At 35.8% G+C, this 23,379-nt stretch carries 34 protein-coding genes; 13 read left to right on the forward strand and 21 right to left on the reverse strand.

Annotation, left to right across the window (positions count from 1 at the left end; genetic code table 11):
• Positions 1-16: 16 nt before the first annotated feature.
• Positions 17-298 carry a YqhV family protein gene (locus tag AC3WTA_RS08630; RefSeq protein WP_000816054.1) on the reverse strand — a complete coding sequence of 94 codons (282 nt, stop codon included), beginning with the start codon at positions 296-298 and terminating at the stop codon, positions 17-19.
• 294 nt (positions 299-592) lie between these two features.
• Here AC3WTA_RS08630 and AC3WTA_RS08635 point away from each other — a divergent pair, with 294 nt between their 5' ends.
• Positions 593-913: a hypothetical protein gene (locus AC3WTA_RS08635; RefSeq protein WP_000866176.1), complete on the forward strand. Its 321-nt coding sequence runs from the start codon at positions 593-595 to the stop codon at positions 911-913.
• A gap of 36 nt (positions 914-949) precedes the next feature.
• Here the strand turns inward: AC3WTA_RS08635 and efp are convergent, their stop codons facing one another.
• Genes efp through AC3WTA_RS08655 form a run of 4 tightly spaced genes read right to left on the reverse strand, consistent with a single transcriptional unit; the run spans position 950 to position 3,576 of the window.
• Positions 950-1,507 carry an elongation factor P gene (efp, locus tag AC3WTA_RS08640; protein ID WP_000626521.1) on the reverse strand — a complete coding sequence of 186 codons (558 nt, stop codon included), beginning with the start codon at positions 1,505-1,507 and terminating at the stop codon, positions 950-952.
• A 21-nt stretch (positions 1,508-1,528) separates the two neighbouring features.
• Complete coding sequence (pepQ, locus tag AC3WTA_RS08645) at positions 1,529-2,590, reverse strand: Xaa-Pro dipeptidase (RefSeq protein WP_000411062.1); 1,062 nt, start codon at positions 2,588-2,590, stop codon at positions 1,529-1,531.
• A gap of 4 nt (positions 2,591-2,594) precedes the next feature.
• Positions 2,595-3,035: a type II 3-dehydroquinate dehydratase gene (gene aroQ, locus AC3WTA_RS08650; RefSeq protein ID WP_000757084.1), complete on the reverse strand. Its 441-nt coding sequence runs from the start codon at positions 3,033-3,035 to the stop codon at positions 2,595-2,597.
• Positions 3,036-3,087: 52 nt separating this feature from the next.
• Positions 3,088-3,576 carry a YqhR family membrane protein gene (locus tag AC3WTA_RS08655; RefSeq protein ID WP_000076890.1) on the reverse strand — a complete coding sequence of 163 codons (489 nt, stop codon included), beginning with the start codon at positions 3,574-3,576 and terminating at the stop codon, positions 3,088-3,090.
• Positions 3,577-3,820: 244 nt separating this feature from the next.
• Here AC3WTA_RS08655 and AC3WTA_RS08660 point away from each other — a divergent pair, with 244 nt between their 5' ends.
• A complete protein-coding gene (locus AC3WTA_RS08660; RefSeq protein WP_000807116.1) occupies positions 3,821-4,741 on the forward strand; it encodes a DUF1385 domain-containing protein in 921 nt (306 codons plus the stop codon).
• A 79-nt stretch (positions 4,742-4,820) separates the two neighbouring features.
• Positions 4,821-5,222 carry an SA1362 family protein gene (locus AC3WTA_RS08665; RefSeq protein WP_001014468.1) on the forward strand — a complete coding sequence of 134 codons (402 nt, stop codon included), beginning with the start codon at positions 4,821-4,823 and terminating at the stop codon, positions 5,220-5,222.
• On the opposite strand, the gene AC3WTA_RS08670 is transcribed toward AC3WTA_RS08665, so the two are convergent.
• The 3 genes from AC3WTA_RS08670 to splB all read right to left on the reverse strand — a co-directional run bounded on the left by AC3WTA_RS08670 (position 5,219) and on the right by splB (position 7,534).
• Positions 5,219-5,881, reverse strand: a complete 663-nt coding sequence (locus tag AC3WTA_RS08670; RefSeq protein ID WP_000643917.1) for an HAD family hydrolase — start codon at positions 5,879-5,881, stop codon at positions 5,219-5,221. The genes AC3WTA_RS08665 and AC3WTA_RS08670 overlap by 4 nt on opposite strands.
• Positions 5,882-5,935: 54 nt before the next feature.
• Positions 5,936-6,364, reverse strand: a complete 429-nt coding sequence (gene mntR / locus AC3WTA_RS08675; RefSeq protein WP_001143071.1) for a transcriptional regulator MntR — start codon at positions 6,362-6,364, stop codon at positions 5,936-5,938.
• A 144-nt stretch (positions 6,365-6,508) separates the two neighbouring features.
• Positions 6,509-7,534 carry a spore photoproduct lyase gene (gene splB, locus AC3WTA_RS08680; protein ID WP_000802100.1) on the reverse strand — a complete coding sequence of 342 codons (1,026 nt, stop codon included), beginning with the start codon at positions 7,532-7,534 and terminating at the stop codon, positions 6,509-6,511.
• A 156-nt stretch (positions 7,535-7,690) separates the two neighbouring features.
• Between splB and AC3WTA_RS08685 the strand changes: the two genes are divergently transcribed.
• The 4 genes from AC3WTA_RS08685 to AC3WTA_RS08700 all read left to right on the forward strand — a co-directional run bounded on the left by AC3WTA_RS08685 (position 7,691) and on the right by AC3WTA_RS08700 (position 10,386).
• The gene (locus AC3WTA_RS08685) at positions 7,691-8,008 is read left to right on the forward strand and encodes a PadR family transcriptional regulator (protein ID WP_000556083.1); all 318 of its coding nucleotides are present in this window, start codon (positions 7,691-7,693) and stop codon (positions 8,006-8,008) included.
• Positions 8,009-8,013: 5 nt separating this feature from the next.
• Complete coding sequence (locus AC3WTA_RS08690) at positions 8,014-8,700, forward strand: DUF1129 family protein (RefSeq protein WP_000644720.1); 687 nt, start codon at positions 8,014-8,016, stop codon at positions 8,698-8,700.
• Positions 8,701-8,707: 7 nt separating this feature from the next.
• Positions 8,708-9,376, forward strand: coding sequence for a DUF1048 domain-containing protein (locus tag AC3WTA_RS08695; protein WP_000136515.1), 669 nt, complete (start codon positions 8,708-8,710; stop codon positions 9,374-9,376).
• Between the two features lie 200 nt (positions 9,377-9,576).
• Positions 9,577-10,386: a hypothetical protein gene (locus AC3WTA_RS08700; RefSeq protein WP_000111928.1), complete on the forward strand. Its 810-nt coding sequence runs from the start codon at positions 9,577-9,579 to the stop codon at positions 10,384-10,386.
• Between the two features lie 28 nt (positions 10,387-10,414).
• Here the strand turns inward: AC3WTA_RS08700 and AC3WTA_RS08705 are convergent, their stop codons facing one another.
• The gene (locus AC3WTA_RS08705; RefSeq protein ID WP_000514071.1) at positions 10,415-11,251 is read right to left on the reverse strand and encodes a lipoate--protein ligase family protein; all 837 of its coding nucleotides are present in this window, start codon (positions 11,249-11,251) and stop codon (positions 10,415-10,417) included.
• 170 nt (positions 11,252-11,421) lie between these two features.
• On the opposite strand from AC3WTA_RS08705, the gene AC3WTA_RS08710 reads away from it, so the two are divergent.
• Positions 11,422-11,805: a rhodanese-like domain-containing protein gene (locus tag AC3WTA_RS08710; RefSeq protein ID WP_000108656.1), complete on the forward strand. Its 384-nt coding sequence runs from the start codon at positions 11,422-11,424 to the stop codon at positions 11,803-11,805.
• A 39-nt stretch (positions 11,806-11,844) separates the two neighbouring features.
• On the opposite strand, the gene AC3WTA_RS08715 is transcribed toward AC3WTA_RS08710, so the two are convergent.
• Positions 11,845-12,381, reverse strand: a complete 537-nt coding sequence (locus tag AC3WTA_RS08715; RefSeq protein WP_033657729.1) for a hypothetical protein — start codon at positions 12,379-12,381, stop codon at positions 11,845-11,847.
• Positions 12,382-12,762: 381 nt separating this feature from the next.
• Here AC3WTA_RS08715 and AC3WTA_RS08720 point away from each other — a divergent pair, with 381 nt between their 5' ends.
• The 5 genes from AC3WTA_RS08720 to AC3WTA_RS08740 all read left to right on the forward strand — a co-directional run bounded on the left by AC3WTA_RS08720 (position 12,763) and on the right by AC3WTA_RS08740 (position 15,413).
• Positions 12,763-13,740, forward strand: a complete 978-nt coding sequence (locus AC3WTA_RS08720) for a LacI family DNA-binding transcriptional regulator (RefSeq protein WP_001273971.1) — start codon at positions 12,763-12,765, stop codon at positions 13,738-13,740.
• A 98-nt stretch (positions 13,741-13,838) separates the two neighbouring features.
• On the forward strand, positions 13,839-14,420 hold the full coding sequence (locus tag AC3WTA_RS08725; protein ID WP_002096317.1) for a TetR/AcrR family transcriptional regulator: 582 nt from the start codon (positions 13,839-13,841) through the stop codon (positions 14,418-14,420).
• A gap of 71 nt (positions 14,421-14,491) precedes the next feature.
• The gene (locus AC3WTA_RS08730; RefSeq protein WP_000312344.1) at positions 14,492-14,824 is read left to right on the forward strand and encodes a DMT family transporter; all 333 of its coding nucleotides are present in this window, start codon (positions 14,492-14,494) and stop codon (positions 14,822-14,824) included.
• A gap of 1 nt (position 14,825) precedes the next feature.
• Positions 14,826-15,140, forward strand: a complete 315-nt coding sequence (locus AC3WTA_RS08735; RefSeq protein WP_000312623.1) for a DMT family transporter — start codon at positions 14,826-14,828, stop codon at positions 15,138-15,140.
• Positions 15,141-15,155: 15 nt separating this feature from the next.
• Positions 15,156-15,413 carry a DUF3975 family protein gene (locus AC3WTA_RS08740; protein ID WP_000265393.1) on the forward strand — a complete coding sequence of 86 codons (258 nt, stop codon included), beginning with the start codon at positions 15,156-15,158 and terminating at the stop codon, positions 15,411-15,413.
• A 16-nt stretch (positions 15,414-15,429) separates the two neighbouring features.
• Here AC3WTA_RS08740 and AC3WTA_RS08745 read toward each other — a convergent pair whose 3' ends face one another.
• From AC3WTA_RS08745 to gcvPA, 11 genes are all read right to left on the reverse strand, one after another.
• On the reverse strand, positions 15,430-15,618 hold the full coding sequence (locus tag AC3WTA_RS08745) for a hypothetical protein (RefSeq protein ID WP_002008512.1): 189 nt from the start codon (positions 15,616-15,618) through the stop codon (positions 15,430-15,432).
• 247 nt (positions 15,619-15,865) lie between these two features.
• A complete protein-coding gene (locus AC3WTA_RS08750; protein ID WP_492332890.1) occupies positions 15,866-16,462 on the reverse strand; it encodes an ABC-2 transporter permease in 597 nt (198 codons plus the stop codon).
• Between the two features lie 10 nt (positions 16,463-16,472).
• The gene (locus tag AC3WTA_RS08755; protein ID WP_000595364.1) at positions 16,473-17,096 is read right to left on the reverse strand and encodes an ABC-2 transporter permease; all 624 of its coding nucleotides are present in this window, start codon (positions 17,094-17,096) and stop codon (positions 16,473-16,475) included.
• Positions 17,097-17,127: 31 nt separating this feature from the next.
• On the reverse strand, positions 17,128-17,760 hold the full coding sequence (locus AC3WTA_RS08760; protein WP_001186567.1) for an ABC-2 transporter permease: 633 nt from the start codon (positions 17,758-17,760) through the stop codon (positions 17,128-17,130).
• Between the two features lie 14 nt (positions 17,761-17,774).
• Positions 17,775-18,443 carry an ABC-2 transporter permease gene (locus AC3WTA_RS08765; RefSeq protein WP_001249422.1) on the reverse strand — a complete coding sequence of 223 codons (669 nt, stop codon included), beginning with the start codon at positions 18,441-18,443 and terminating at the stop codon, positions 17,775-17,777.
• Complete coding sequence (locus AC3WTA_RS08770; RefSeq protein ID WP_000891313.1) at positions 18,424-19,296, reverse strand: ABC transporter ATP-binding protein; 873 nt, start codon at positions 19,294-19,296, stop codon at positions 18,424-18,426. Before AC3WTA_RS08770 ends, AC3WTA_RS08765 begins: the two co-directional genes overlap by 20 nt.
• Positions 19,297-19,299: 3 nt before the next feature.
• The gene (locus AC3WTA_RS08775; protein WP_001021362.1) at positions 19,300-19,674 is read right to left on the reverse strand and encodes a GntR family transcriptional regulator; all 375 of its coding nucleotides are present in this window, start codon (positions 19,672-19,674) and stop codon (positions 19,300-19,302) included.
• Positions 19,675-19,792: 118 nt separating this feature from the next.
• The gene (locus tag AC3WTA_RS08780) at positions 19,793-19,984 is read right to left on the reverse strand and encodes a hypothetical protein (RefSeq protein ID WP_000535935.1); all 192 of its coding nucleotides are present in this window, start codon (positions 19,982-19,984) and stop codon (positions 19,793-19,795) included.
• Between the two features lie 70 nt (positions 19,985-20,054).
• On the reverse strand, positions 20,055-20,258 hold the full coding sequence (locus tag AC3WTA_RS08785; RefSeq protein WP_000639160.1) for a DUF3929 family protein: 204 nt from the start codon (positions 20,256-20,258) through the stop codon (positions 20,055-20,057).
• Between the two features lie 293 nt (positions 20,259-20,551).
• Positions 20,552-22,027: an aminomethyl-transferring glycine dehydrogenase subunit 2 gene (gene gcvPB / locus AC3WTA_RS08790; RefSeq protein WP_000795692.1), complete on the reverse strand. Its 1,476-nt coding sequence runs from the start codon at positions 22,025-22,027 to the stop codon at positions 20,552-20,554.
• A complete protein-coding gene (gene gcvPA, locus AC3WTA_RS08795; RefSeq protein ID WP_000903245.1) occupies positions 22,024-23,367 on the reverse strand; it encodes an aminomethyl-transferring glycine dehydrogenase subunit 1 in 1,344 nt (447 codons plus the stop codon). The genes gcvPB and gcvPA overlap by 4 nt, the downstream gene beginning before the upstream one ends.
• Between the last annotated feature and the right edge of the window lie 12 nt (positions 23,368-23,379).

Raw genomic sequence — 23,379 nt, forward strand, 5'->3', positions numbered from 1 at the left:
CACTATACTCGACTTACTATTTCAACAACGCGATAAAAATGCAGCCAATTCCAAGCGCTAGAAAAAAGAGTTTCAAGAAAGAAATCTCACTTGCCACACTCGCTATGCCTATTGTCATTGTTAAAATTAATACGGTCGGTCCAACAAACGCCAACATACCATTTATAAACAATGCTTTCTTCGCATCATTCACATAAAGCATAAGCAAAGCGGCGAATATTTCCGCGCTACCTGAAAACAACCGAAGTAACCCCATTACAAGCACGGATGTTTCCATTGCCGCTAGCCACTGTTTCATTCTCCCACCTTCTCCCATAACGGTTACTATTGCTACATTCCAAAAAAGAATATATTTGTACAACCATATGCAGGGGTTGTCTATTTCAGAAGTAAAAACATAATATTTCTCTATCTTCTATCTGTAGTCCGAATATTCGTATTTTTTAACGGAATATTATGGTATATTTAATAGTTATAGGGAGTATAGACGATGCAGCATGAGAGATAGAACTAAAGTCATCTCGTGTACTACATATCGTATCGCGCCATTTTTAAAAATTGACTATATGTGCAAAATGAGGGGGGGGAAAATATGAAGGTATTGAAAATTAGTTTAACAATTGTAATAGAATTAGCTCTTATTTATCTTTTTTCAAAATTGGTCGGTTGGTCATTTATGGAGACCTTTTTCCTTGGTAGTTTAGCGATATTTGCAATTATGTGGTTAATTATTATGAATACTCATAGAAACAACATTACGGATCACGCAATAAGTAAAACACTGACTGGCGTTGAGACTGGCGAAATAAAACCATTTCAAATTGTTTTCACTCCATATATGGCGGGTACTCTTTCACTTGTTTTAGTTAGTTTTATTATCACTGCTATTTACTATCTACCCTATTTCCTATAAAAAAAAGCACTCGTGATGATCACGAGTGCTTTTCTACTATGCACGAGAAACGTATTTACCTTCACCAGTGTTGATGATAAGCATTTCGCCTTCGTTAATGAAGATTGGTACTTGTACAACAAGACCAGTTTCTAATGTAGCTGGTTTTGTTACGTTAGAAGCTGTATCGCCTTTAATACCAGGCTCTGTTTCTGACACTTTTAATTCAACTGTGTTCGGAAGTTCAACACCAAGTACTTCATCTTGGTATGTCATAATAGATACTTCCATGTTTTCTTTTAGGAATTTAAGTTCGCGCTCGATTTGGTTTTCACCAAGTTCGATTTGCTCGTAAGTTCCGTTATCCATAAATACGTGAGACTCACCGCTCGCGTATAAGTATTGCATACGACGGTTTTCGATGTGTGCTTTTTCTACTTTTTCACCTGCACGGAATGTTTTCTCTTGAACAGATCCTGTGCGAAGGTTACGTAGTTTAGAGCGAACGAATGCAGCACCTTTACCTGGCTTTACGTGTTGGAAATCCATTACTTGCCAAAGGGCATTGTCCACTGAAATTGTTAAACCTGTACGAAAATCGTTTACTGAAATCATGTAAAAAAATCCTCCTGTATATTACAAAATAATAAGTTCTTTTGGTGATTTCGTAATTACTTCATTACCTTCACTTGTTACAATGATATCATCTTCAATACGTACGCCGCCAATACCTGGAATATAAATACCTGGTTCTACTGTTACAGCCATTCCTGGTTCAAGTACTGTATCAGAACGGAACGCTAAACCTGGTGCTTCATGGATTTCAAGACCAATTCCATGACCAGTAGAGTGTCCAAAGTATTCACCATATCCTTTTTCCGTTATGTAATCGCGCGTTAACGCATCCGCTTCACGGCCTGTTAAACCAGCTTTAATACCGTTCACACCACGTAATTGTGCTTCTAAAACGATATTATAAATTTCTTTCAATTTATCAGATGGTTCACCAACTGCAATCGTACGAGTAATATCAGAACAATATCCTTTGTAATAAGCGCCGAAGTCTAATGTAACGAAATCTCCTGTTTCTATCACTTTTTCAGATGCCACGCCGTGCGGTAATGCCGAACGAAGACCTGAAGCAACGATAATATCAAACGAAGAAGATGTTGCTCCTTGTTTTCTCATGAAAAATTCAAGTTCATTTGACACTTCAATTTCAGATACTCCCGGGCGAATGAATGATAGAATATGTTCAAAGGCAGCATCTGCAATCTGTGCAGCTTCCTTTAATATCTTAATCTCTGAATCAGTCTTTATCAAGCGTAACTTTTCTACAAGCCCAGAAGTTGGGATAAATTCAGCATCGATTACTTCTTTATGCGCTGAATAAGAACTATATGTAAGAGTATCTTGCTCAAAGCCAAGCTTTTGAATTCCCAGTTCCTTCACTCGCTTTGCAACTTCATCAATGATTAATCCTGCATGCTGTACAATCTCGTATCCAACCGCTTGTTTACTAGCCTGCTCTACATAACGGAAATCTGTAATAAATTGAGCACGATTTTTCGAAATCAGTACAACACCAGCTGTTCCTGTGAAGTTAGCCATATATCTACGACTATGTTCATTTGTTAACAAAATACCGTCAATACCAGCCTCATCAAATGCACTTCTTACTCTTTCGATTTTCTCCATTACTTTATGCCTCCCTCAATTTCTCCATTAATGCAAATAACGCTAACTTATAGCCATAAAAACCAAATCCAACAATTTGTCCCGCACAAACAGCTGCCGTCACAGATTCGTGACGGAACGACTCACGCTGGTGAATGTTAGAAATATGTACTTCAATAACAGGAATCGAAATGCTCGCAATTGCATCTCGAATCGCATAGCTATAATGCGTAAATGCTCCAGGATTTAAAATGATCCCTTCATATATATCTTCCGCCTCATGAATACGATCGATAATCGCACCTTCATGATTCGATTGGAAACATTCTAACTCCACTCCCATTTTTTCTGCTTCTTGCTTCATATCTGCTTCAAGTGTCGCTAGCGTGCCCTTTCCATATACATTTACCTCCCTGACACCGAGGCGATTTAGGTTAGGACCGTTTACGAGGAGTACCTTTTTCATATGTTTAAAACTCCTTAATATTAAATATCTATACAACATTTTAACATAGGAGTCACTTATTTGAATAGTTTGTCTTCTCTTCCCCTTCTCGCTCAGCTTTATTGGTATTTACTGCGTAGGAAACAGAGTATGCTATAAACACACCATACAATATAAAAATACATATCGTCGTCACAATTGTTTCTTTCGGTAAATGGAGTGCACTTTTAATGGCAGGCGCTATTAATCCCATTCCGAAAAATAGTAACGCCCACCAAAATAGCCCATAAATCATCCCTGGAATAATTCCTTCAAACTTTGCCAAAAACGCTTTATACAAAAAGGCAATTAAAATCGAAAGTAGTCCCATACAAACAATTCCTGACACATTGCCCCATACCCCTTCTTTCCAGCTTCCAAAGGCAAATGGTAAAAGTAAATAGTTCGGTCCTGCTTCCGTAAATGAAAATATATGAAGGAAATACCATATCCCTCCCCAAAAGATTCCACCAAATAAACCAATTTGTACAAAATTCCTTGTTCCTAATTGTTCTTGACTCACATCGACACCTCCGCTCAATAGTATGCCCGAAACTATTTTGAACCATGTTTAAATACTGCGAAATTTGTCTATAAAAAGAATAAGAAATGTCCGACTCTCGTAACATTTTTCCTTGTCATATACTTGTATTTGTCGATAAAATAAAGGAAACTCGGTGATTGTCTTATTTCAAAATGACAGAACCCAGTATGACAATTGCCTCTTTTTCTACATAAGAGAGAAACAAATACAGGTTGGTGTTAACATGGCAGAAGAGTCAAAACAAATATATGGCGGGCAAGCAGTCATAGAAGGAGTTATGTTTGGCGGTAGAGAATATACTGTTACAGCGGTTCGTCGTAAAGATAAATCGATTGAATTTTATCGATTACCACGCGTTCGTAATAAAGCATTATCTATCCTGAAAAAAATTCCATTTTTACGAGGGATTGCCGCTATTGTGGATGCAAGTGCGAATGGAGCAAAACATTTAAACTTTGCTTCAGAACGATTTGATGTCCACCCAGAAGAAGACGAACAAATCGCAAATAACAAAGAAGAACAATCGAAATTAACGATGGTATTAGGAGTTGCAGCAGTTGGCGTTTTATCTTTCATATTCGGTAAAGTCATTTTCACAGCAGTTCCTGCACTACTAGCTGAATTAACGAGACCAATTTTCCCTTCTCATACAGGGCAAATCATTGTCGAAAGTGTCATTAAGCTCATGCTATTATTGAGCTATATATACTTTATTTCTTTAACCCCACTTATTAAGCGGGTATTTCAGTACCATGGTGCGGAGCATAAAGTAATTAATGCCTATGAGAATAATCTTCCAATGACTGTAGAAAATGTTCAAAAACAAACTCGCCTTCATTATCGCTGTGGCAGTAGTTTTATTATATTTACAGTCATTATTGGAATGTTTGTTTATTTCCTTGTCCCTACAGACCCACTTTGGGCCAGAGTCGTAAACCGAATTTTATTAATTCCAGTCGTTCTCGGCATTTCTTTTGAAGTGTTACAATTTACAAATCGATTACGCGATATTCCAGTATTACGCATACTTGGATATCCCGGATTATGGCTGCAACTATTAACAACGAAAGAACCAACAGATGATCAAGTGGAAGTAGCCATTGCATCGTTTGAAGAATTATTACGTTTAGAAAACAAACAATAATTATTTAAAATTGGTGTTCAACTCCTTTCCTCATCGTTAATATACTAATTTTAATATATGTTTTTAGGAGGTGTCCCTTATGAACGGTCGTTCGTTTACATTCGCTATAGTTATGCTTATTATCGGATTAGCAATATTCGGCCTTGTTTCATCTGTCATTACAAATCCAATGGGTGTATTAAGAAATATCGGGTACATGTTACTTGTTGTCGGTATCTTTTATTTGCTATACAAGATGTTTACAAATTCTAGTGGTTCTGCAAATTCGCAAAGCTCTTATAAGCGTGCAGCGAAACAATCGAACCGCAAACATAAGAAACAAAATGTAGCACCCCTAAGCAATTCTTTCTTGAAATCCAACGCTTCTAATGACAAAGGTAAGAAAGGCGCTCCTTCCACTTTGAAGCGAAAAAGAAAACAATCTCATTTAACTGTCATTGAAGGTAAAAAAAACAAAAAGAAAGACCGTGCTTCCTTTTAGGAAATACGGTCTTTTTTTATATTTTGCAGTACTTCTTTCAAACTTTTATCTTTCATACTTTCAATTCGAAGGTGATGATTTTCAAATGGTAAATTCCTTGTCACATCATTAGGTACAACAACGCACTTTAATCCTGCTGCAATCGCTGCTTTTAATCCGTTTAACGAGTCTTCAAATACAACAGCTTCAGACGGATCAATTCCTAAATCTTCTATCGCAATTCGATAAAGTGCTGGATCCGGTTTTACCTTCTCAACATCTTCCCTTGTTTTAATGACTTCAAAATAATCTCGAATTTGTAGCTCTTCCAAAAAAGAAGTAACCCATTCTCTAGATGAACTGGAAGCTAATGCGATTTTCAATCCCATTTCTTTCGCTTCCTCTAAATATTCTTTTACCCCGTCACGAGCTTCTGGTATTTTCATTTTCTCTTTATGTAAAGTTTTCACTTTTTCTTTTAATGCATCCTTGTTAAACTTCTCTTTTAATTGCTCATTTAAATATGCGTAAAGCACATCGTCTGTCGTTCCAATACATTTCGCAAATTCCGCTAAAGGTAACTCCCCACCGTACTCACGAACAGCGTCTCTGAAAGAGTGAAACCATATTGTTTCTGTGTCTACAATTAATCCATCAAAATCAAAAATAATTGCTTTCATAATTTCCCCATCCTTTTCGGTTGAAATAAAAAAGGAAACGACATACGTTCCCCCTTAATTACTTTTCTCTTCATTTGCTTTTTGAACGCCACGAAGTGTTTCCACTCGAACCTCATCTTGTTCAAAATATTGCACTAGATCACCAATGCGGTCAATTGCTTCCCAACTTAAATGATGTTCAATTCCTTCTACATCATTGTAAATTTTACTTTCATCCAAACCGATAATACGCATAAATTGCTCTAGCAAGTCATGACGATATACGAGACGTTCTCCGATTTTTTTACCTTTTGATGTTAATACAAGCCCTCTATATTTTTCATAAATTAGATATTCATCTTTGTCTAATTTTTGCACCATTTTCGTTACAGAGGATGGATGTACACTCAGCGCTTCAGCAATATCAGATACGCGGGCATAACCCTTTTCATCAATCAACAAATAAATTTGTTCAATATAATCTTCCATACTAGGGGTAGGCATCGGTTTCCTCCATCCAATTTCATTTTGCTCATTCCGTACGAAGCAATCAATAAAATGATACACCAGAAAGAATAACGTGACAAGTTGAAAACAAGCCTAAATATTTAAAAGAAAAAAGAACTTGCATTCCAATACAAGTTCTTTTCATGTAAAATATTGAATTTCTGCGTTAGGAAAAAAGTGATGAATATATCCTCTAATCGTTTCTTCCAATACTTCTGCATCATCTTTTTTATATACGTATTTCCCGATGCCATATCGTCCCCATTTATATTTGCGCTTCTCTTCATCCATTTCAAGCTTCGTATTCGGATAACGCTCTTGAATGACCTTTTTTGCTGGTTTTGTAAAGCGATGTTGAATTAATTCAAATGTTAAATTCGGTATCGACAAATCTTTTAGCGCATTGTACAGTCGCTCAAATAGTTCACGATATCCTTCTTCCCATCCTTCATGCATATAAAGTGGTGCAACTATAAACCCAAGTGGATAACCCGCACCTGCTACTTTACGAGCCGCTTCAATTCGTTCTTCAAAAGGTGATGTCCCCGGCTCAAAATTTTTGATTACATACCGTGAATTAATACTAAATCGAAAACGAGTTTTCCCATTATGTTTTGCATCTAATAAATGATCAACGTGCGAATATTTCGTAACGAAACGTAAACGCCCATGCTCACTTTCTCCAATGAATTCAATCGCCCGCTTTAATGCATGTGTTAAATGATCAATTCCAACAATATCTGATGTACAAGCCGCTTCAAACCTTGTTATTTCTGGTGCTCTTTCATCCATATACTGCTTTGCCTTCTCAAATATTTCATCAAGATTGACATACACGCGAACGTAAGGCTTACTCCCAAGTGTCGTTTGCAAATAGCAATAATGACAATGTCCCATACACCCCGTTGCGAGCGGGATTGCATATTCAGCTGACGGTTTTGACGTATCAAACTTTAATGTTTTCCTCACCCCAACGACAAGTGTTGCCTTTGCATTACGATACTTTTGCAAATCATTTTCACCTGGCAAATTTCTAATTTGATTATGGGATGTCGTTTCACGAATTTCTAATCCCATCTTCGTAAACTTCTCATACAGCTCTTTTCCAAGCGGATATTCGAGTGCCTTCGGTTCAAAGTAAACGAGTTTTGGCATAAATGGTTTCATATGCTTCCCTCCTCTCGTTAGTATGGGAAACGATGAAGAATTAACACTCATTAAAGTTTTCCACTTCAGTAACTTGCGTTGCAAGTTACTGAATGTTATAATTTGGATAACAGCTACCTTGCAACGCAAGTTACCTGAGTAAAAGGTGGTGAAATCATGCACAGCCAAATGTTAAAAGGTGTGCTCGAAGGTTGCATCCTATACATCATTTCACAAGAAGAAGTGTACGGATATGAACTGAGTACAAAATTAAATAAACACGGATTTACATTCGTAAGTGAAGGAAGCATATATCCGTTATTGTTACGTATGCAAAAAGAAAAATTGATTGAAGGAACATTAAAAGCTTCCTCACTCGGTCCAAAGCGAAAATATTATCACGTAACCGACAAAGGATTAGAGCAGCTTGAAGAGTTTAAACAAAGTTGGGGAATGGTTTCAACAACCGTAAACAACTTATTACAAGGGGAGTGATAGGAATGAAGGCGAAAGATTTAATCGAACTAAATAACCAAAAGCGTAAATTATTAACTAAGAAAAATGAAAACGCCTATAGCGACATGTTAATATACATCCGCTTAGCTAAAGTGCCAGAGTACCACGCGGAAGAACTACTAATTGAAATTCTAGATCATCTTATTGAAGCCCAGCAAGAAGAAAAAAGTGCTTATGATATTTTTGGCGACGACTTACAGGCATACTGTGACGAACTAATTGCTGCTCTACCGAAGCCAAGTTTATGGGAACAATTATCGATTCCTTTATTTATAACTAGTTATCTGTTAGCAATATACTTTGCTATTTCTTCCGTAATTGCATTGGTATTCCCCCTATTTTCAAATGAAGCACGTTTTAAATTTGTACACATTGATTTCATTTATCTGCTCGCATTTATACTGTCCATACATCTCATCATACGTTTTGTTTTCGACTTTATTAACATTGATTTATTTAAAAACAAAACAACTATTTGGAGGCATATAGGCAGTTTTTTAATACGCCATAGCCTATGGATACTATTAATCGGTATTTCCTTTTTATTTATTAAACAGCCCTATACTACATTACAAATCTCACCTTGGATCGGCACTTTACTTGCCATCTCTTGCTATGCACTATACAAAATCTTCTTCAAAAAAGAATATTTAGCCTTTAAAAAGGAGTGACGATACGATGACTGAAAAAGAATTGATTAAGTTAAACAATGAAAAAAGAAATTTATTAACAGCTGAAAACGAAGCTGTTTATGGTGATATGCTTATTTATTTACGCCTTACTAGCGTTCCTCAAAAGCAAATGGAGGAATTACTTTTAGAAATATTGGATCATCTTTTAGAAGCGCAAGAAGACGGTAAAAATGCACATGATATTTTCGGGGAAGATTTAAAAACTTACTGCGATGAATTGATTAGCTCTTCAGAACATCAAAATTCTCTCCAACAAGCTGCCGTTATTGGATTTGCAGTTAGTTTATTATTAGCTATTCAAATTGGATACGATACATTCAGTACTCTTATGCAAAAACTATTTTCAGATACAAACACTTCAGGAATTCCATTTAGTATTCCTGGAACAATATTATCTGCTATCGTTTTAACAATTAGTGCTTTCATAACTTTTTCCTTGTTTAGACGTTTTTCTTTTACAATACTGGTTTCCTGGAAACAAAAAGCAATTCTCTTATTATCAGTATTCGTACCTTTTGTCTTATCAGTTTTTTTAAACGTATTTTTTAAAACGAAACCGTACTTATTTTATAATTTATCTATTTGGCAAGGTGCTCTTGTTACACTTTCTTTTTATATTTTGTACAAATTTTTATATAAAACATCTAAATTTTAACAGCCTTTCAAAAGGCTGTTTTTCTTCTGTCTAATTTTACAAATTGAAAAATTTCATAAAGAAAATAAGAAAAATGCAAAATAATTAAAGTTAATTGTTGACGTGATGCTTTTATTATCGGTATCATAAATCTTCGTGAGCAATTATTTTTCGTTATACGATTTTTTTATTATTACTGAATTTTTGAGAGGAGAAATTAGATGTCAGTTAAGAAGAAAACGCAAGTACGCACCGGCAAAATGGTACGTGAACTAATGTTAGCAGACGAAGATGTAAATGCTTCGCTAATTATGGTATATAGTGAAAACGGTGTAAACGCAGAAATTAAAATCGAGGGCTTAACGCCGAAATGTAACGAAGAATTATTTTTGAGCGGAAACGTGGATTGGAACAAGAGTGTTATTTATAAAATTGTTGATTTCACTGGAAACGCTGAAGTTGGTAAAGTTACATTAACAGCGATGAACAAAAACAATGTTTCTCTAGAAGTTGAACGCGTTATGTGGAGCAAAGAGAATAAAGAAGCTGCTGAGCAAGAAGAAACTGTTGTAGAAGCTCCAAAAGCAGTTACACCGGCTCCAAAACCTGTTACGCGAGTAGAAACACCTGCAGCACCTAAACCTACTCCGGTACCAACACCGAAGCCAGTAAGTGTAGAAGCTGCTGTGGAATTATCTACTCCAGCACCTGTGAAAAAAGCAGTACCAACTCCAGTTACAAAGCAAGAGACAGCACCGGTCGCGCCTGCAAAACCGAAGCAACCTGCTTTGACTGAAACAAATACAAAACTACAAGAAAATTATGTGAAACTCGTGAAAAAGACAATTGAAGTTTGTCAAGATTACGAGCTTGGCATCGACATAGATGATTCTATTGAAAGCTTAAAACAAGAACTACAAAGCCAAGGTATTAGCGTCACATTTGACAAAGAAATTATGGACGTTGTAAATCGCCTTCGTTCTTTACAAGATAAAGGAATCAAAGTAGAAAAAGTACTTAATTTACTATAAAAAAATAAGAGGTGGCAATTGCCACCTCTTATTTTTTATAATTCCATTCCTTACTTTCATACTTCTCTTTTGCTAATGTTTGCACTTCATGTAACTGTTCTTCTGTTAATTCATACGGAACAAGCTCTACATCTAATCCTTTTTCAAACCCAACCTCAAACGCTTTAATTAACTGTTCGATTGTAAACGTACGGTCTGTTAATTCATTAATTGCTACCGCTTTAGAAGAGAACATACTCTTCATACGCTCTTTTACACGTTCATTCGGGAATAAAAACAGATCGTATAATTCATCTAAATCTATTTCTAACGGAATCGATCCGTGCTGTAAAATCACACCTTTTTGACGTGTTTGAGCACTACCTGCGATTTTTCTTCCTTCTACTACAATTTCATACCAAGATGGTGCATCAAAGCATACGCCTGAACGTGGATTTTTTAAATTTTCACGGTCTGCTTCTGTTTTTGGAACTGCATAATATGCTTCTAATCCTAATGCCTTAAAACCGTCTAATAAACCTTGCGAAATAATACGATACGCTTCTGTAACTGTTTTTGGCATATTTGGATGATCTTCAGACACAATAACACTGTACGTTAATTCTTTATCATGTAGTACACCCCTGCCGCCTGTTTGACGACGAACGAATCCATATTTCTTTTCGTTAACTACATCCATATTAATATCTTTTTCAACACGCTGGAAATACCCAACTGTTAATGTTGGTACTTCCCATTCATAAAAACGAATGGTTGGTGGCATTTTCTTTTCACTTTGCCAATTTAATAAACATTCATCTAACGCCATATTAAATGCCGGTGAACATTGACCAGAGTTAATATAACACCATTTTTCTTTTCCCATCCTGCACCTCATATAACCAATTATTTTTCACATTCTCTAGTCTACCAAATTCGACAAAATTTGTGAAAGAATACGAAATTTCTTCTTATATGCAAATGAATCTGTTGCATAAATACATACGGGCATTATAATATTGAAAGTAGGATAAGAAAAAAGGGAGCGATAGAACCGTGTCAACAACTTGGATTATTTTATTAGCCGTAATCGTAGCGTTCATCGGCTACACTGTATGGATGTATTTCTATCAGAGAAAATTAATTAAAACACTTTCAGAAGAAGAGTTTCGCGCTGGCTACCGCAAAGCACAGCTTATCGATATTCGCGAAGCAGACGAATATACTGCAGGACATATTTTAGGCGCACGTAACATTCCATTATCACAAATTCGCCTTCGTCATAAAGAACTTCGCAAAGATCAACCAGTTTACTTATACTGCCAAAGCGGATTTCGTACTGGTCGTGCAGCTCAATACTTAAAGAAACAAGGCTACAAAGATTTCTACCAGTTACAAGGTGGATTCAAAACGTGGACTGGAAAAATTAAAAAGAAATAATAACATACAAAAACTAGCTGAATCATTCAGCTAGTTTTTTCATTCCATATTATTCGCAATGTATACTAAATTTTGCTTAATCACATCTTTATCATTCTCTTGCACATTACGATACAGCAGCTGATATTCAAGTCCTTTCTCTTTCCAAATAAGCGTAGCGAATTCATCTCCTCGCCCAGAGTCATCCTTATTTTTAAAATAAGCGAATGCTCCACTATTCAATTTCATTTGTTCTTGAAATCGCTTCTCTTCCACGAGATCCGGAAAACTATAAGGAAAGTTCGCAACATTTAACTCAATATACTCATTTCTACCTGGCTCCCGCTGTTTATATTTAATCATTAAGACAGCGTTCTTTTTCCCAATCGCTCTAACTTCCCCCTTCACATCACTCGTAATGTCATACGGTAAAAACGCCGGAACTTTAAATTTCACTGGAAAATATTTCGGAAGCTCCTTTAGCGGAATAGGATCCGTAACACGATCCATCGCTCCCCCTGTTGTTCCCACAAAATTTTTTTCTTCTTGCATCGTTTGCTGAAACGAACATGAACTTAGCACTAGACTAGAAAACACGAAACAAATGATTCTTTTTTTCAATTTGTTTCCGCCCTTTCTTCATACCGCTCTCTTTATGAATAAAACGTTAATGCCCGATTGGTGGAGCTAATAATCCGCGGGACATGCCCGACTGATTAAAGTTTCACTTTGTATGCTATTCATATTCGCCTCATTTACAAACTCCCCCTTTGAAAACTTTCCACGTTATTCTCACACATTTTGACAAAAATTCTTTTATAGACGCAAAAAAGACCCCCATCATTCTCACGCTCAACTAAAAAGGTTACGCGAATAACAGAAGTCATGTTTATAACATAGTTTGTGAAAAGCTTTTCAGGTCAAGATTTTTTCATTCTTATTATTTTCCCTTTATAATAAAGGAAAGAGGTGATACATATGGCCAATATAAAACAAATTGCAAAAACCGCTGGTGTATCCATATCAACTGTTTCCCGCGTCCTTAATAATCACCCTTACGTAAAAGAAGAAAAACGTAAGCGTGTTCTAGATGCTGTTGAAGAATTGAACTATGCAAAAAATATAAATGCTATTCATTTAATAAAGGGAAAAACATATACAATCGGGGTTATGCTCCCTTTCATTAATCTTCCATACTTCAGTACAATTATTGAAGGAATCGGAAACGAAGCGTTAGCAGCTGGATATCACATTAATTTATGTCAAACAAATTACGATAGCCTCGAAGAGATTCGTGTTCTTGAAATGATGAAAATGAAACAATTCGATGGAATGATTATTTGCTCTCGAACGAGTTCTTGGGAACAAATTGAACCTTTCGCAAAATTTGCCCCTATTATTTCATGTGAAAAGATAAAGCATCCCCTCATTTCATCCGTCTACGTAGATCACTATGAAGGCTTCCGTCTCGGCACTGCCTATTTACTCAGTAAAGGCCATGAAAAAATCGGAATCTGTTTAGCAAGAAAAACGAGTGCAAATTCTATAGAGCGCGAAAAAGCATTTGCTGATACGCTGCATAACGAAGGTAAAACGGTACATCCAGATTGGATTTTTCATCAATGCTATACGATGCAGGATGGTGCAAAAATACTTCATCGCATTTTAAACATGAAAAATCGCCCAACCGCTATTTTTACAGCGAACGATCAAGTTGCAGCTGGTTTATTAACAGAGGCGCGAAAATATGGCATTCGAGTCCCTGAAGAACTTGCTATCCTTGGATTTGATAATCATGAAATTTCAAAGGCGTTAGAAATTTCCACAATTGAACACCCCGGTCTCGCAATGGGCTCACATGCTTTTTCTTTATTCCATAAACAAATCCAAAGCGAGCAAATTGCTGGGAAGGCAGAAGAGCTTTCATTCCATTTAATTGGGCGAGATACTGTCTAAAAAAAGAGCGTTACCTGTAGCGCTCTTTTTCAGCTCTTCACCTATTGACTTTATATTTTCCATCTCATATAATAAACCTAACGAACGGTAGGTAGGGGATGAAAATGACAGCAAACCGCATTAAAGCTGTAGCACTTTCTCATTTCGCACGCTACGGCTACGAAGGAACTTCATTAGCAAATATTGCTCAAGAAGTTGGGATTAAAAAACCATCGATTTACGCACACTTTAAAGGAAAAGAAGAGCTATATTTTATATGCTTAGAATCCGCTCTTCAAAAAGATTTACAAAGCTTCACAGACGATATCAAAAATTTTTCAAATTCGTCTACTGAAGAATCGCTCTTACAGTTACTAAAGGGCTATGCAAAACGATTTGGTGAAAGCGAAGAATCAATGTTTTGGTTACGAACTTCTTATTTTCCGCCCGATGCATTTCGCGAACAAATTATCGAAAAAGCGAATACACACATTGAGAACGTCGGAAAACTTTTATTCCCTATATTTAAACGGGCAAACGAGCAAAGTGAACTGCATAACATTGAAGTAGAAGACGCTCTAGAAGCCTTTCTATGCTTACTAGACGGACTTATGGTTGAACTACTATTCGCAGGTTTAAATCGCTTTGAGACTCGTTTAAACGCCTCTTGGCAAGTATTTTGGCGAGGCCTTTCAAACTGACGGATTGCTCCTTTGCAATGCGTCGTTTTTAAGCCCTTTACCTAACGACTGGTAGGAAGGAGAAATGACATATGGCATGGATTTATGTAATCATAGCTGGTATTATTGAAATCTTTTGGGTGATTGGACTAAAAAAAGCGGAGGCACCACTTGAATGGGCTGGTGTTGCGCTATTAATTACAATTAGTTTCGTCTTATTATTTAGAGCTTATAAAGATTTACCTGTCGGCACTGTATACGCAGTCTTCACAGGAATTGGAGCTGGCGGAATCGTTCTTACAGAGATTTTCGTCTTCGGAGAACCTTTCTCTATTGTAAAAGTATTATTAATTGGTTTAATCTTCTTTGGCGTAATTGGTTTAAAACGAGTAACAGAAGAAAAAGAAGCGAAGGAGGCCGCATAAAATGGCTTGGGTATTTTTAATTCTAGCTGGTATTTGTGAAATTATTGGTGTACTCTTTATGAAAGTAGCCACTGAAAAGAAAGGCTGGGCACCAAAAGTTATTTTAATTGCTAACTTCGGCGTAAGTTTCTTCTTCTTATCTCTTGCGATGAACACGTTACCGATGGGAACTGCTTACGCGATTTGGACTGGAATCGGAACTGCGGGAAGTGCACTTCTAGGTATTCTTATTTTCCGCGAATCAGCGGATTGGCGTCGTCTTGCCTTCTTAAGTTGCATTCTATGCGGCGCTGTTGGCTTAAAACTATTAAGCTAACGTGAGGTGACTGTCATGTGGAAAGAAAAAGGAAAACAAATGTTAGCATGGATTACACTCGGGATCGTCATTCTATTGCAAATCAGTTTTCATATAATAGAATGGTTGTTTCATAGAGTCGTATCCATTCTTACATTTCTTCCTAACATGGCACTTGAAATTGCATCTATTGTTTGGTCCATTATTGCCTCCATTGCAATCGTCATTATATGGAGTATCGCCAAACTATGGAATAAATTATTTAAAAAGGACAGTACTTCTGAAAAAGAGTAACTGTCCTTTTTTATATTCATTCAGACTTTCTGTAGAAGTTTGATGTGATAAGACAAAGAAGACCAACTATGACAATGCTTATACCAATCCCTTTATGCAAATTAGGAAATGGCGATGGTATATCTGCATAAAAATTTGCTAATATGAGACCGATTGAAAATAAAAATATCCCTATTCTATATAACCATTTTCTTTTGTTCATCATTCTCCCTCCTAACATTTTTCATACACTCCTTTCCTTTGGACATACTACCTAAAAAAGGAGTGAATACTATGCAAAATTCTATACATAAGCAGATCCTATTTTTATTTTTCCTCTTTCTCATTCTCGTTATCATTTTCAGCTTTATATTACATACTCCGAAAGATGTTGTACCGAATAGCCTCTCTGTTTATAAACTCTTACTTTCATATTGTCGTTATTGAAGAAGGTGCCTTATATAAGGCACCTTTTAAAATTCTCTCTTCTCATACAATTTCACTGAAACGAAGATAGATGCTATGAACATGCATATGGAACCGATGAATAACAAGCTGTTATATAGCTGAATTTGTTCTAGGTTGATTCCAAAGAAAATAGAAGAAACAGCCATAGGTGCTATTAGTATAAAAATCACAATAAAAATAGTTTTTTTATACGCTAACCAAAACGATATTGGTAAAACAAAACTTAAATACATTAAAATAAAGCTAATACTAGCAAGCATTGTCGTTTCAATAAATTCAAATAGGTTACCCCCACTCTTCATTCCCATCGTGAAACAACCAACCGTTACGCTTATAAAAAGAGTAATAATTGCTACTATATATTTCGCATACACAATTTGTTTTCTCAATATTGGTAAACTATTTACTATAACTTCACTCTCATTTTTACTATCTGCTTCAAATGTTTTTACTGTTGCCCCAATTGTAAAAATTACTGACATAATTATGAACAGATTTTCCGTATCTGTTACGGCCATATAAAAGAAAACAGGATACAGTATGTACCAAATTAAAAATTTCCATTGCACGATAAAGTCTTTTATTATAAGTTGCTTCACAATCGCTCCCTCCTTATAAATCACGTTCATTGTACAAATGAATTGAGAAAAACATAGACATAACATATAAAAGAAGGAGTCCTGCTATAAAACAAATATTTACGACTAGACTCGTGTTGCAAGCATTCTCTACATCTAACCATACGTTACTTACAATCAATCCACTTAAATACCCAAATGCAATTCCGATGAAAGGAGCAATTTGTTTTGCACTGCTATATCCTACTGAAAATTCGATTAGGAGTACAATCATGCTATAAACCAATCCTCCCGTTATTCCGCCAAGAATCTCTCCCCATAGCATAAATACAGTTATATGTTCATTTTGTAACTGAATTAAACCAACTACAAGTGAGAAAATCCCACCTAAAACAACTAAAATACTTACAAATATGTATTTTGCTATGACAATTTCTTTACGCTCAAACGGCAAACTATTTACTATCATCTCACTTTTATTTTTCCCCTCATAACTCATTGACAGTACCATACCAAGAAAAGGTATAGATACACTAATCGTCATAAGGAAACTATCACTACGAAAATCAACAATAGCAAGGAAAAACAAACATATAAGATAAGCAAACCCTAACTTTCTTTGCAACATCATATCTTTTAAGACTAATTGCTTGATCATGTTTTACCCTCCTAATATGAAAATGTCCCTTCTATAACTCTGCCTCCTGAAACATTTTCATTGAGAGAAACATTGACATGACTATACTTACTAACACTCCGATACCAAGAACACTCATTGCTAGTGTAGCCTCTTGAGAGTGGAGTACTTTTAACATAATTGTTTTATCACCAAAAATATTGCACATAAGACCAATCATACCCATTAGAGGAAATAGCATAATCACATTCAAGACAGTAATAGCTTTATATCCCCCAATGTAATTAGCAGGTATCGTTACTACACAATAAATTAAAGTTGCTACTATTGCTGAAAATATTGCATATCCAGGAATAACTATATCTCTGTTCAACAAAATATTTCCTAATATTACGACTATAGAAGTTATACTCAAACCGACTATAATAAATAATGTGCTTGAAATATATTTAGCTATAACTATCTCTTTTCTCATTATAGGCAAACTCACTAATACTTTTTCTGTTTTACTTTTTTCTTCATAATAAAAAGAAATATATATAATCGTACTACATGTTATAAATAATCCTATTGCAATCCCCATCGGTTCTATGGAATTTCTAAAAACAGATAAAATAGGTATTAAAAAATAGAAAGGAAACATCTTCTTCTGTAAGAAAAACTCCTTCAAAATCAACTGTTGCATATGAATTCCCCTCTCTATAAATCACGTGCTTCATAAATTTTAATTGTAAGAAACATAGAAACGATATAAATACTAACTAATGTAATGAATCCAACTATAAATACACCAATATGCATAGGATTCATAATCCACTCAATGAATGAAGGTGTTGTTTCATTCAGCCCATCACTAATAAACATCCAAAAAATTACACCGACTCCCATTGACGCTGCTGATACTATACTTCTTACTACCTTCGATTTTGTACCGTAATAACTAGGGAAAAGTATCACAACAAAAAATACGGCGTAAACAGCTCCATTTATTACTTCATACCATGGAATTTCAATGTATAGATTAGGATGATAGGCACCGATATCACCAATGACCACAATACCTCTTACAAGAAAAACAACTAACATCGTAGAGAGTATGCCACCAACAATAAATAGTGCACTGGAAACATATCTAGCAATTATGATATCCTTTCGGCTTACCGGTAAACTATTTATAATAATGTCACTGTTATTCCTTTCATCCATAAAAATTAACGTCATAACGGAGGAAAGGGTTATAAATAGACAACTCATCGGAAATAAAAATTCACCACTTGGCTCTAACATAAAAAACAAAAGGGGCATAACAAAATTTACTAACCACATCACCCGAAAAAAGAACAAATCCTTATAAATGAGCTGACGCATAGGCACCTCTCCCTTTCGCAGTGTAAACGATAATATCATCTAATGTAGGCTTTTCTAGTACAACCTCATTTCCAAACCAATCGATAATTGCTTGTTTATCTTTTGCTAAACCTTCGAAACCAAATTTATTTTTTCGTAATCCAACAAATTGTTCTTTTCCTTCTCGATCTAATAAATCATTACTTCCTTTTACGATTACGTAGTTCTCCATTAATTCATCTTTCTCACCAGTAAATATAATTTCTCCATCATTGATGAACGTAATATAATCTGCGATGCGCTCTAAATCTGTTGTAATGTGCGTTGAGAATAATACGGATACTTCATCTTCCATTACAATTTCTTGCAACATATCAAGTAATTCACTTCGAACAACTGGATCTAACCCTGCTGTCGGTTCATCCATAATGATAAACTCTGCGTGATGTGAAAGTGCGATAGCAATCGCAAATTTCATTTTCATCCCTTTTGATAATTCTTTAATTTTTTTATACTTCGGAACTTGCAATCGATGCATATACGATTGATACTGCTCTTCGTCCCACTTTTTATATAGCGGTGCAATAATACGTTTCATTTGTTCACACGTTAAATCTTCGTAGTAATGATTTTCATCATATACAAAACCGATATTTTGTTTTATTTCCTTCTCGGCTTTTTTATTGTCCTTGCCAAAAATTTTTATATCACCGCTATCTTTTCTAATTAAATTCATAATCATTTTGATCGTCGTACTTTTCCCTGCTCCATTCGGTCCGACAAATCCCATAATATATCCGCATGGTAACGTAAAACTTATATTTTTCACTGCAAAATCTTGATAACTTTTACAAACGTTTTTTAGCTCTAACATCTCTTATTCCCCCTCATATAAACACGCAATCATCTGCTGTAAATCTTCAAGTGAAAGCTGCAACGCTTTACTTTCATTTACAACCTCTTCCGCTTTACTTTCCAATAGACGTAGCCGCTGTTCTTTTAGTAGTTCATTATTTTTACGTGAAACATAAGTCCCCTTCCCAGCAACAGTTTCTATATATCCTTCTTTTTCAAGCTCCTCGTACGCACGCTTCGTTGTAATTACACTAACTTGTAATTCCTTCGCTAAGCTACGAATAGACGGTAATTGGTCTCCACCCTTTAAACCACCATTTAAAATAAGCTGGCTTAATTGTTTTCTTATTTGCACATAAATAGGGTCTTGGGAAGAATTCGAAATAATAATATTCATGTTTTCCTCCAGTGTTTGTATATACTGTATATACCTTATATATACAGTATATACACACCATCCTATTTTTGGCAAGAAAAAAAGACCAACATTTTCCTGTTGGTCTTTCGTATATGTATCACTTTTCAAAGCGATCTAACATCTCATCTCTCATTCCAAAACTCACTACCGCAATTCCTACATACATAAACAGAAGGAACGCCGGATGAACTGTATTGTACCAAGTGCTATCAACAATTAAATAAATCGTTAATGCTACAACAAGAACAAACGCTAAGATAAACATATAAAAGTGTCTTGTACTACCCATAATAAACTCCTCTCTTCTCTCGTCACCATTCAACAGTATATTGTATCGAATAATTCGATATGACTCAAGGTTAACTTTCTGTTATGTAATCAAGTTCCACCTTTACAATGTCCTCACATGCTATTGAAATGATTGTTCCTTGCTTATCAATTGCCGTCACTTCTCTATTATCCATTACACGATGTGCTACTCTTTCTAGTACTTTTCCTTGATCTCGATAACAAAATTCTTTTACATCTTTAATCGTTTTTCCGTTTTCTAAATGGTATATCATTCTATAACACCGATATCCCACATTTTCACCCCCAGCTTGCTCGTTTTTTCACATATACATAAAAATGAGTCATTCCTATCTCATTACATCTTCTTAATTTCAATAAAATTCTAACAAAAATAAATACTTTTATCAAACTGACTTTTTCAACAAAATCACCTATAAAACTGCTTCTTTACACCATTATGAAACAAAAAATATAAACTTTTAACATTTTCTTCACTAATTCTGCACAAATTCTCCATACAAAAAAAAGAACCCGCATATAGCGAGTTCTTCCTTTGTTATGCTAATCAAACTTGTACAGGAGCTAACTTTTCATAACGTAAAACTGGTTTACGAGCAGCCAATGTTTCATCCAAACGTTTAATTACCGTTGTATGTGGCGCTTCTTGTACAACTTCTGGATTTTCTTCTACTTCTTTAGCAATTTGAATCATCTTATCAATAAAACCGTCTAATGTTTCTTTTGATTCTGTTTCTGTCGGCTCAATCATAATACATTCTTCCACATTTAATGGGAAGTAAATTGTTGGTGGATGGTAACCGAAATCAAGCAGGCGTTTTGCGATATCTAATGTACGTACACCAAGTTTCTTTTGACGACGACCTGATAATACAAACTCATGCTTACAATGTCTATCGAACGGAAGATCATAGAATGGTGCTAATCTTCTCATCATATAGTTCGCATTTAATACCGCATACTCCGTTACTGTACGTAGTCCATCTGGACCCATAGAACGAATGTATGTGTATGCACGAACGTTAATTCCGAAGTTACCATAGAATGGTTTTACGCGCCCAATTGCTTCTGGACGATCATAGTTAAAGTGATAGCCATTTTCTGTTTTCTCTAAAATTGGTTTTGGTAAGTACGGAATTAAATCTGCTTTCACACCTACTGGACCAGAACCTGGGCCACCGCCGCCGTGAGGCCCTGTAAATGTTTTATGAAGGTTTAAATGCACAACGTCAAATCCCATATCTCCTGGGCGTGCTTGGCTTAATACCGCATTTAAGTTTGCACCATCATAGTATAATTTACCGCCTGCGTTATGGACGATTTCTGCCATTTCTAAAATATTTTCTTCGAATAGACCTAATGTATTAGGATTTGTTAACATAAGTGCTGCTGTTTCTTCGTTTACAACACGTTTTAAATCTTCTAAGTCAACAAGACCATGTTCATTTGATTTTACTGTAATTGTTTCAAAACCAGCTACAGTTGCAGATGCTGGATTCGTGCCGTGAGCAGAGTCAGGAACAATTACTTTCGTACGGTTAAAGTCACCATTTGCTTCATGGTATGCACGAATTAACATTAAGCCTGTCCATTCTCCGTGTGCACCAGCTGCTGGTTGTAATGTAACAGTATCCATACCTGTAATTTCAATTAAATGCTCTTGTAAGTCGTACATTAATTCCATTGCACCTTGTACTGTCTTTTCATCTTGTAATGGATGAATATTTGCAAATCCTGCGAAACGAGCTACATTCTCATTAATTTTCGGATTATATTTCATCGTACAAGATCCAAGTGGATAGAATCCAGAATCTACACCGTGGTTACGGTTTGAAAGTGCTGTATAGTGGCGCATAATGTCAAGTTCAGATACTTCTGGTAGCTCAGCATCTTCTACTCGAATATAATCGCTCTCAAACACATCTTCTAGTTTCACTTCTTCTACATCTAATTTTGGTAGGCTATATCCTATGCGTCCTTCTTTACTCACTTCAAAGATAAGTGCTTGGTCTTGGTTCTTCATTGGATAGCCCCCATTTCGTTTACAAGTGTGTCAATTTCCTCTTTTGTACGAAGCTCAGTTACTGCTACAAGCATATGGTTTTCATGCTCTTTATAATCACGGCCTAGATCGTAACCGCCGATAATATTCTTTTGTAATAATGCATCGTTTACTTCTTTCACTGGACGCTTGCAATCTACAACAAACTCATTGAAGAATGGTCCAGCAAATGTAACTGTGAAGCCTTGCGCTTCAAATTGACGTTTTGCATATTGTGCTTTAGAAATATTTTGACGTGCCATTTCTTTCACACCTTGTTTACCAAGTGCCGTCATTGCAACTGATGCTGCTAATGCATTTAACGCTTGATTTGAACAAATGTTAGACGTCGCTTTGTCACGGCGAATATGCTGTTCACGTGCTTGTAACGTTAATACAAACCCACGTTTACCATCTGAATCTACAGTTTGTCCAACAAGACGTCCTGGAATTTTACGCATAAATGCTTTCGTTGTTGCAAAGTAACCACAGTGTGGTCCACCAAACTGCGTTGGAATACCAAATGGTTGTGCATCACCGATTACAATATCAGCACCAAATTTTCCTGGTGGTGTTAATGCGCCTAATGATAATGGATTTGAAGAAACGATAAATAATGATTTTTGTTGATGAACGATTTTTTCAATATCAGCTAATTTTTCAACTTGTCCGAAGAAGTTTGGATATTGAACGATTACACAAGCAACTGTATCATCTACTTCACTTTGTAATACGTCTAAATCTGTTACACCATCTTTATGATTAATTTCAACAACTTCAAGATGTTGACCTTTTGCATACGTTTCAAGTACTGCTCTTGATTCTGGATGAACTGCGCTAGATACAAGAATTTTCTTTTTACGAGTATGGCCAGCTGCTAGCATTGCCGCTTCAGCTAAAGCTGTACCTCCGTCGTACATAGAAGAGTTTGCTACATCCATTCCTGTTAATTCACAAATCATTGTTTGGAATTCAAAGATTGCTTGTAATTCCCCTTGTGAAATTTCTGGTTGGTATGGCGTGTAAGCTGTATAAAATTCTGAGCGAGAGATAACGTGATCTACAATTACTGGAGCGTAATGATCATATACGCCTGCTCCTAAGAAAGAAGCGTACTCTTTTAAGTTAGCATTTTTACTAGCCATTTGAGTCAACTCTTTTAACAGCTCTGGCTCTGATTTTGCTTCTTTAATTTTTAAATCCCCTTTAAAACGAACACTCTCTGGAATATCAGAGAATAACTCATCGATCGTTTGAACGCCGATCGTTTGTAACATTTCTTTTTTGTCTTCTTCTGTCATTGGAAGATAACGATGCAACATGAAATCTACCCC

This window comes from Bacillus sp. EB106-07-01-XG149, from assembly GCF_058791555.1.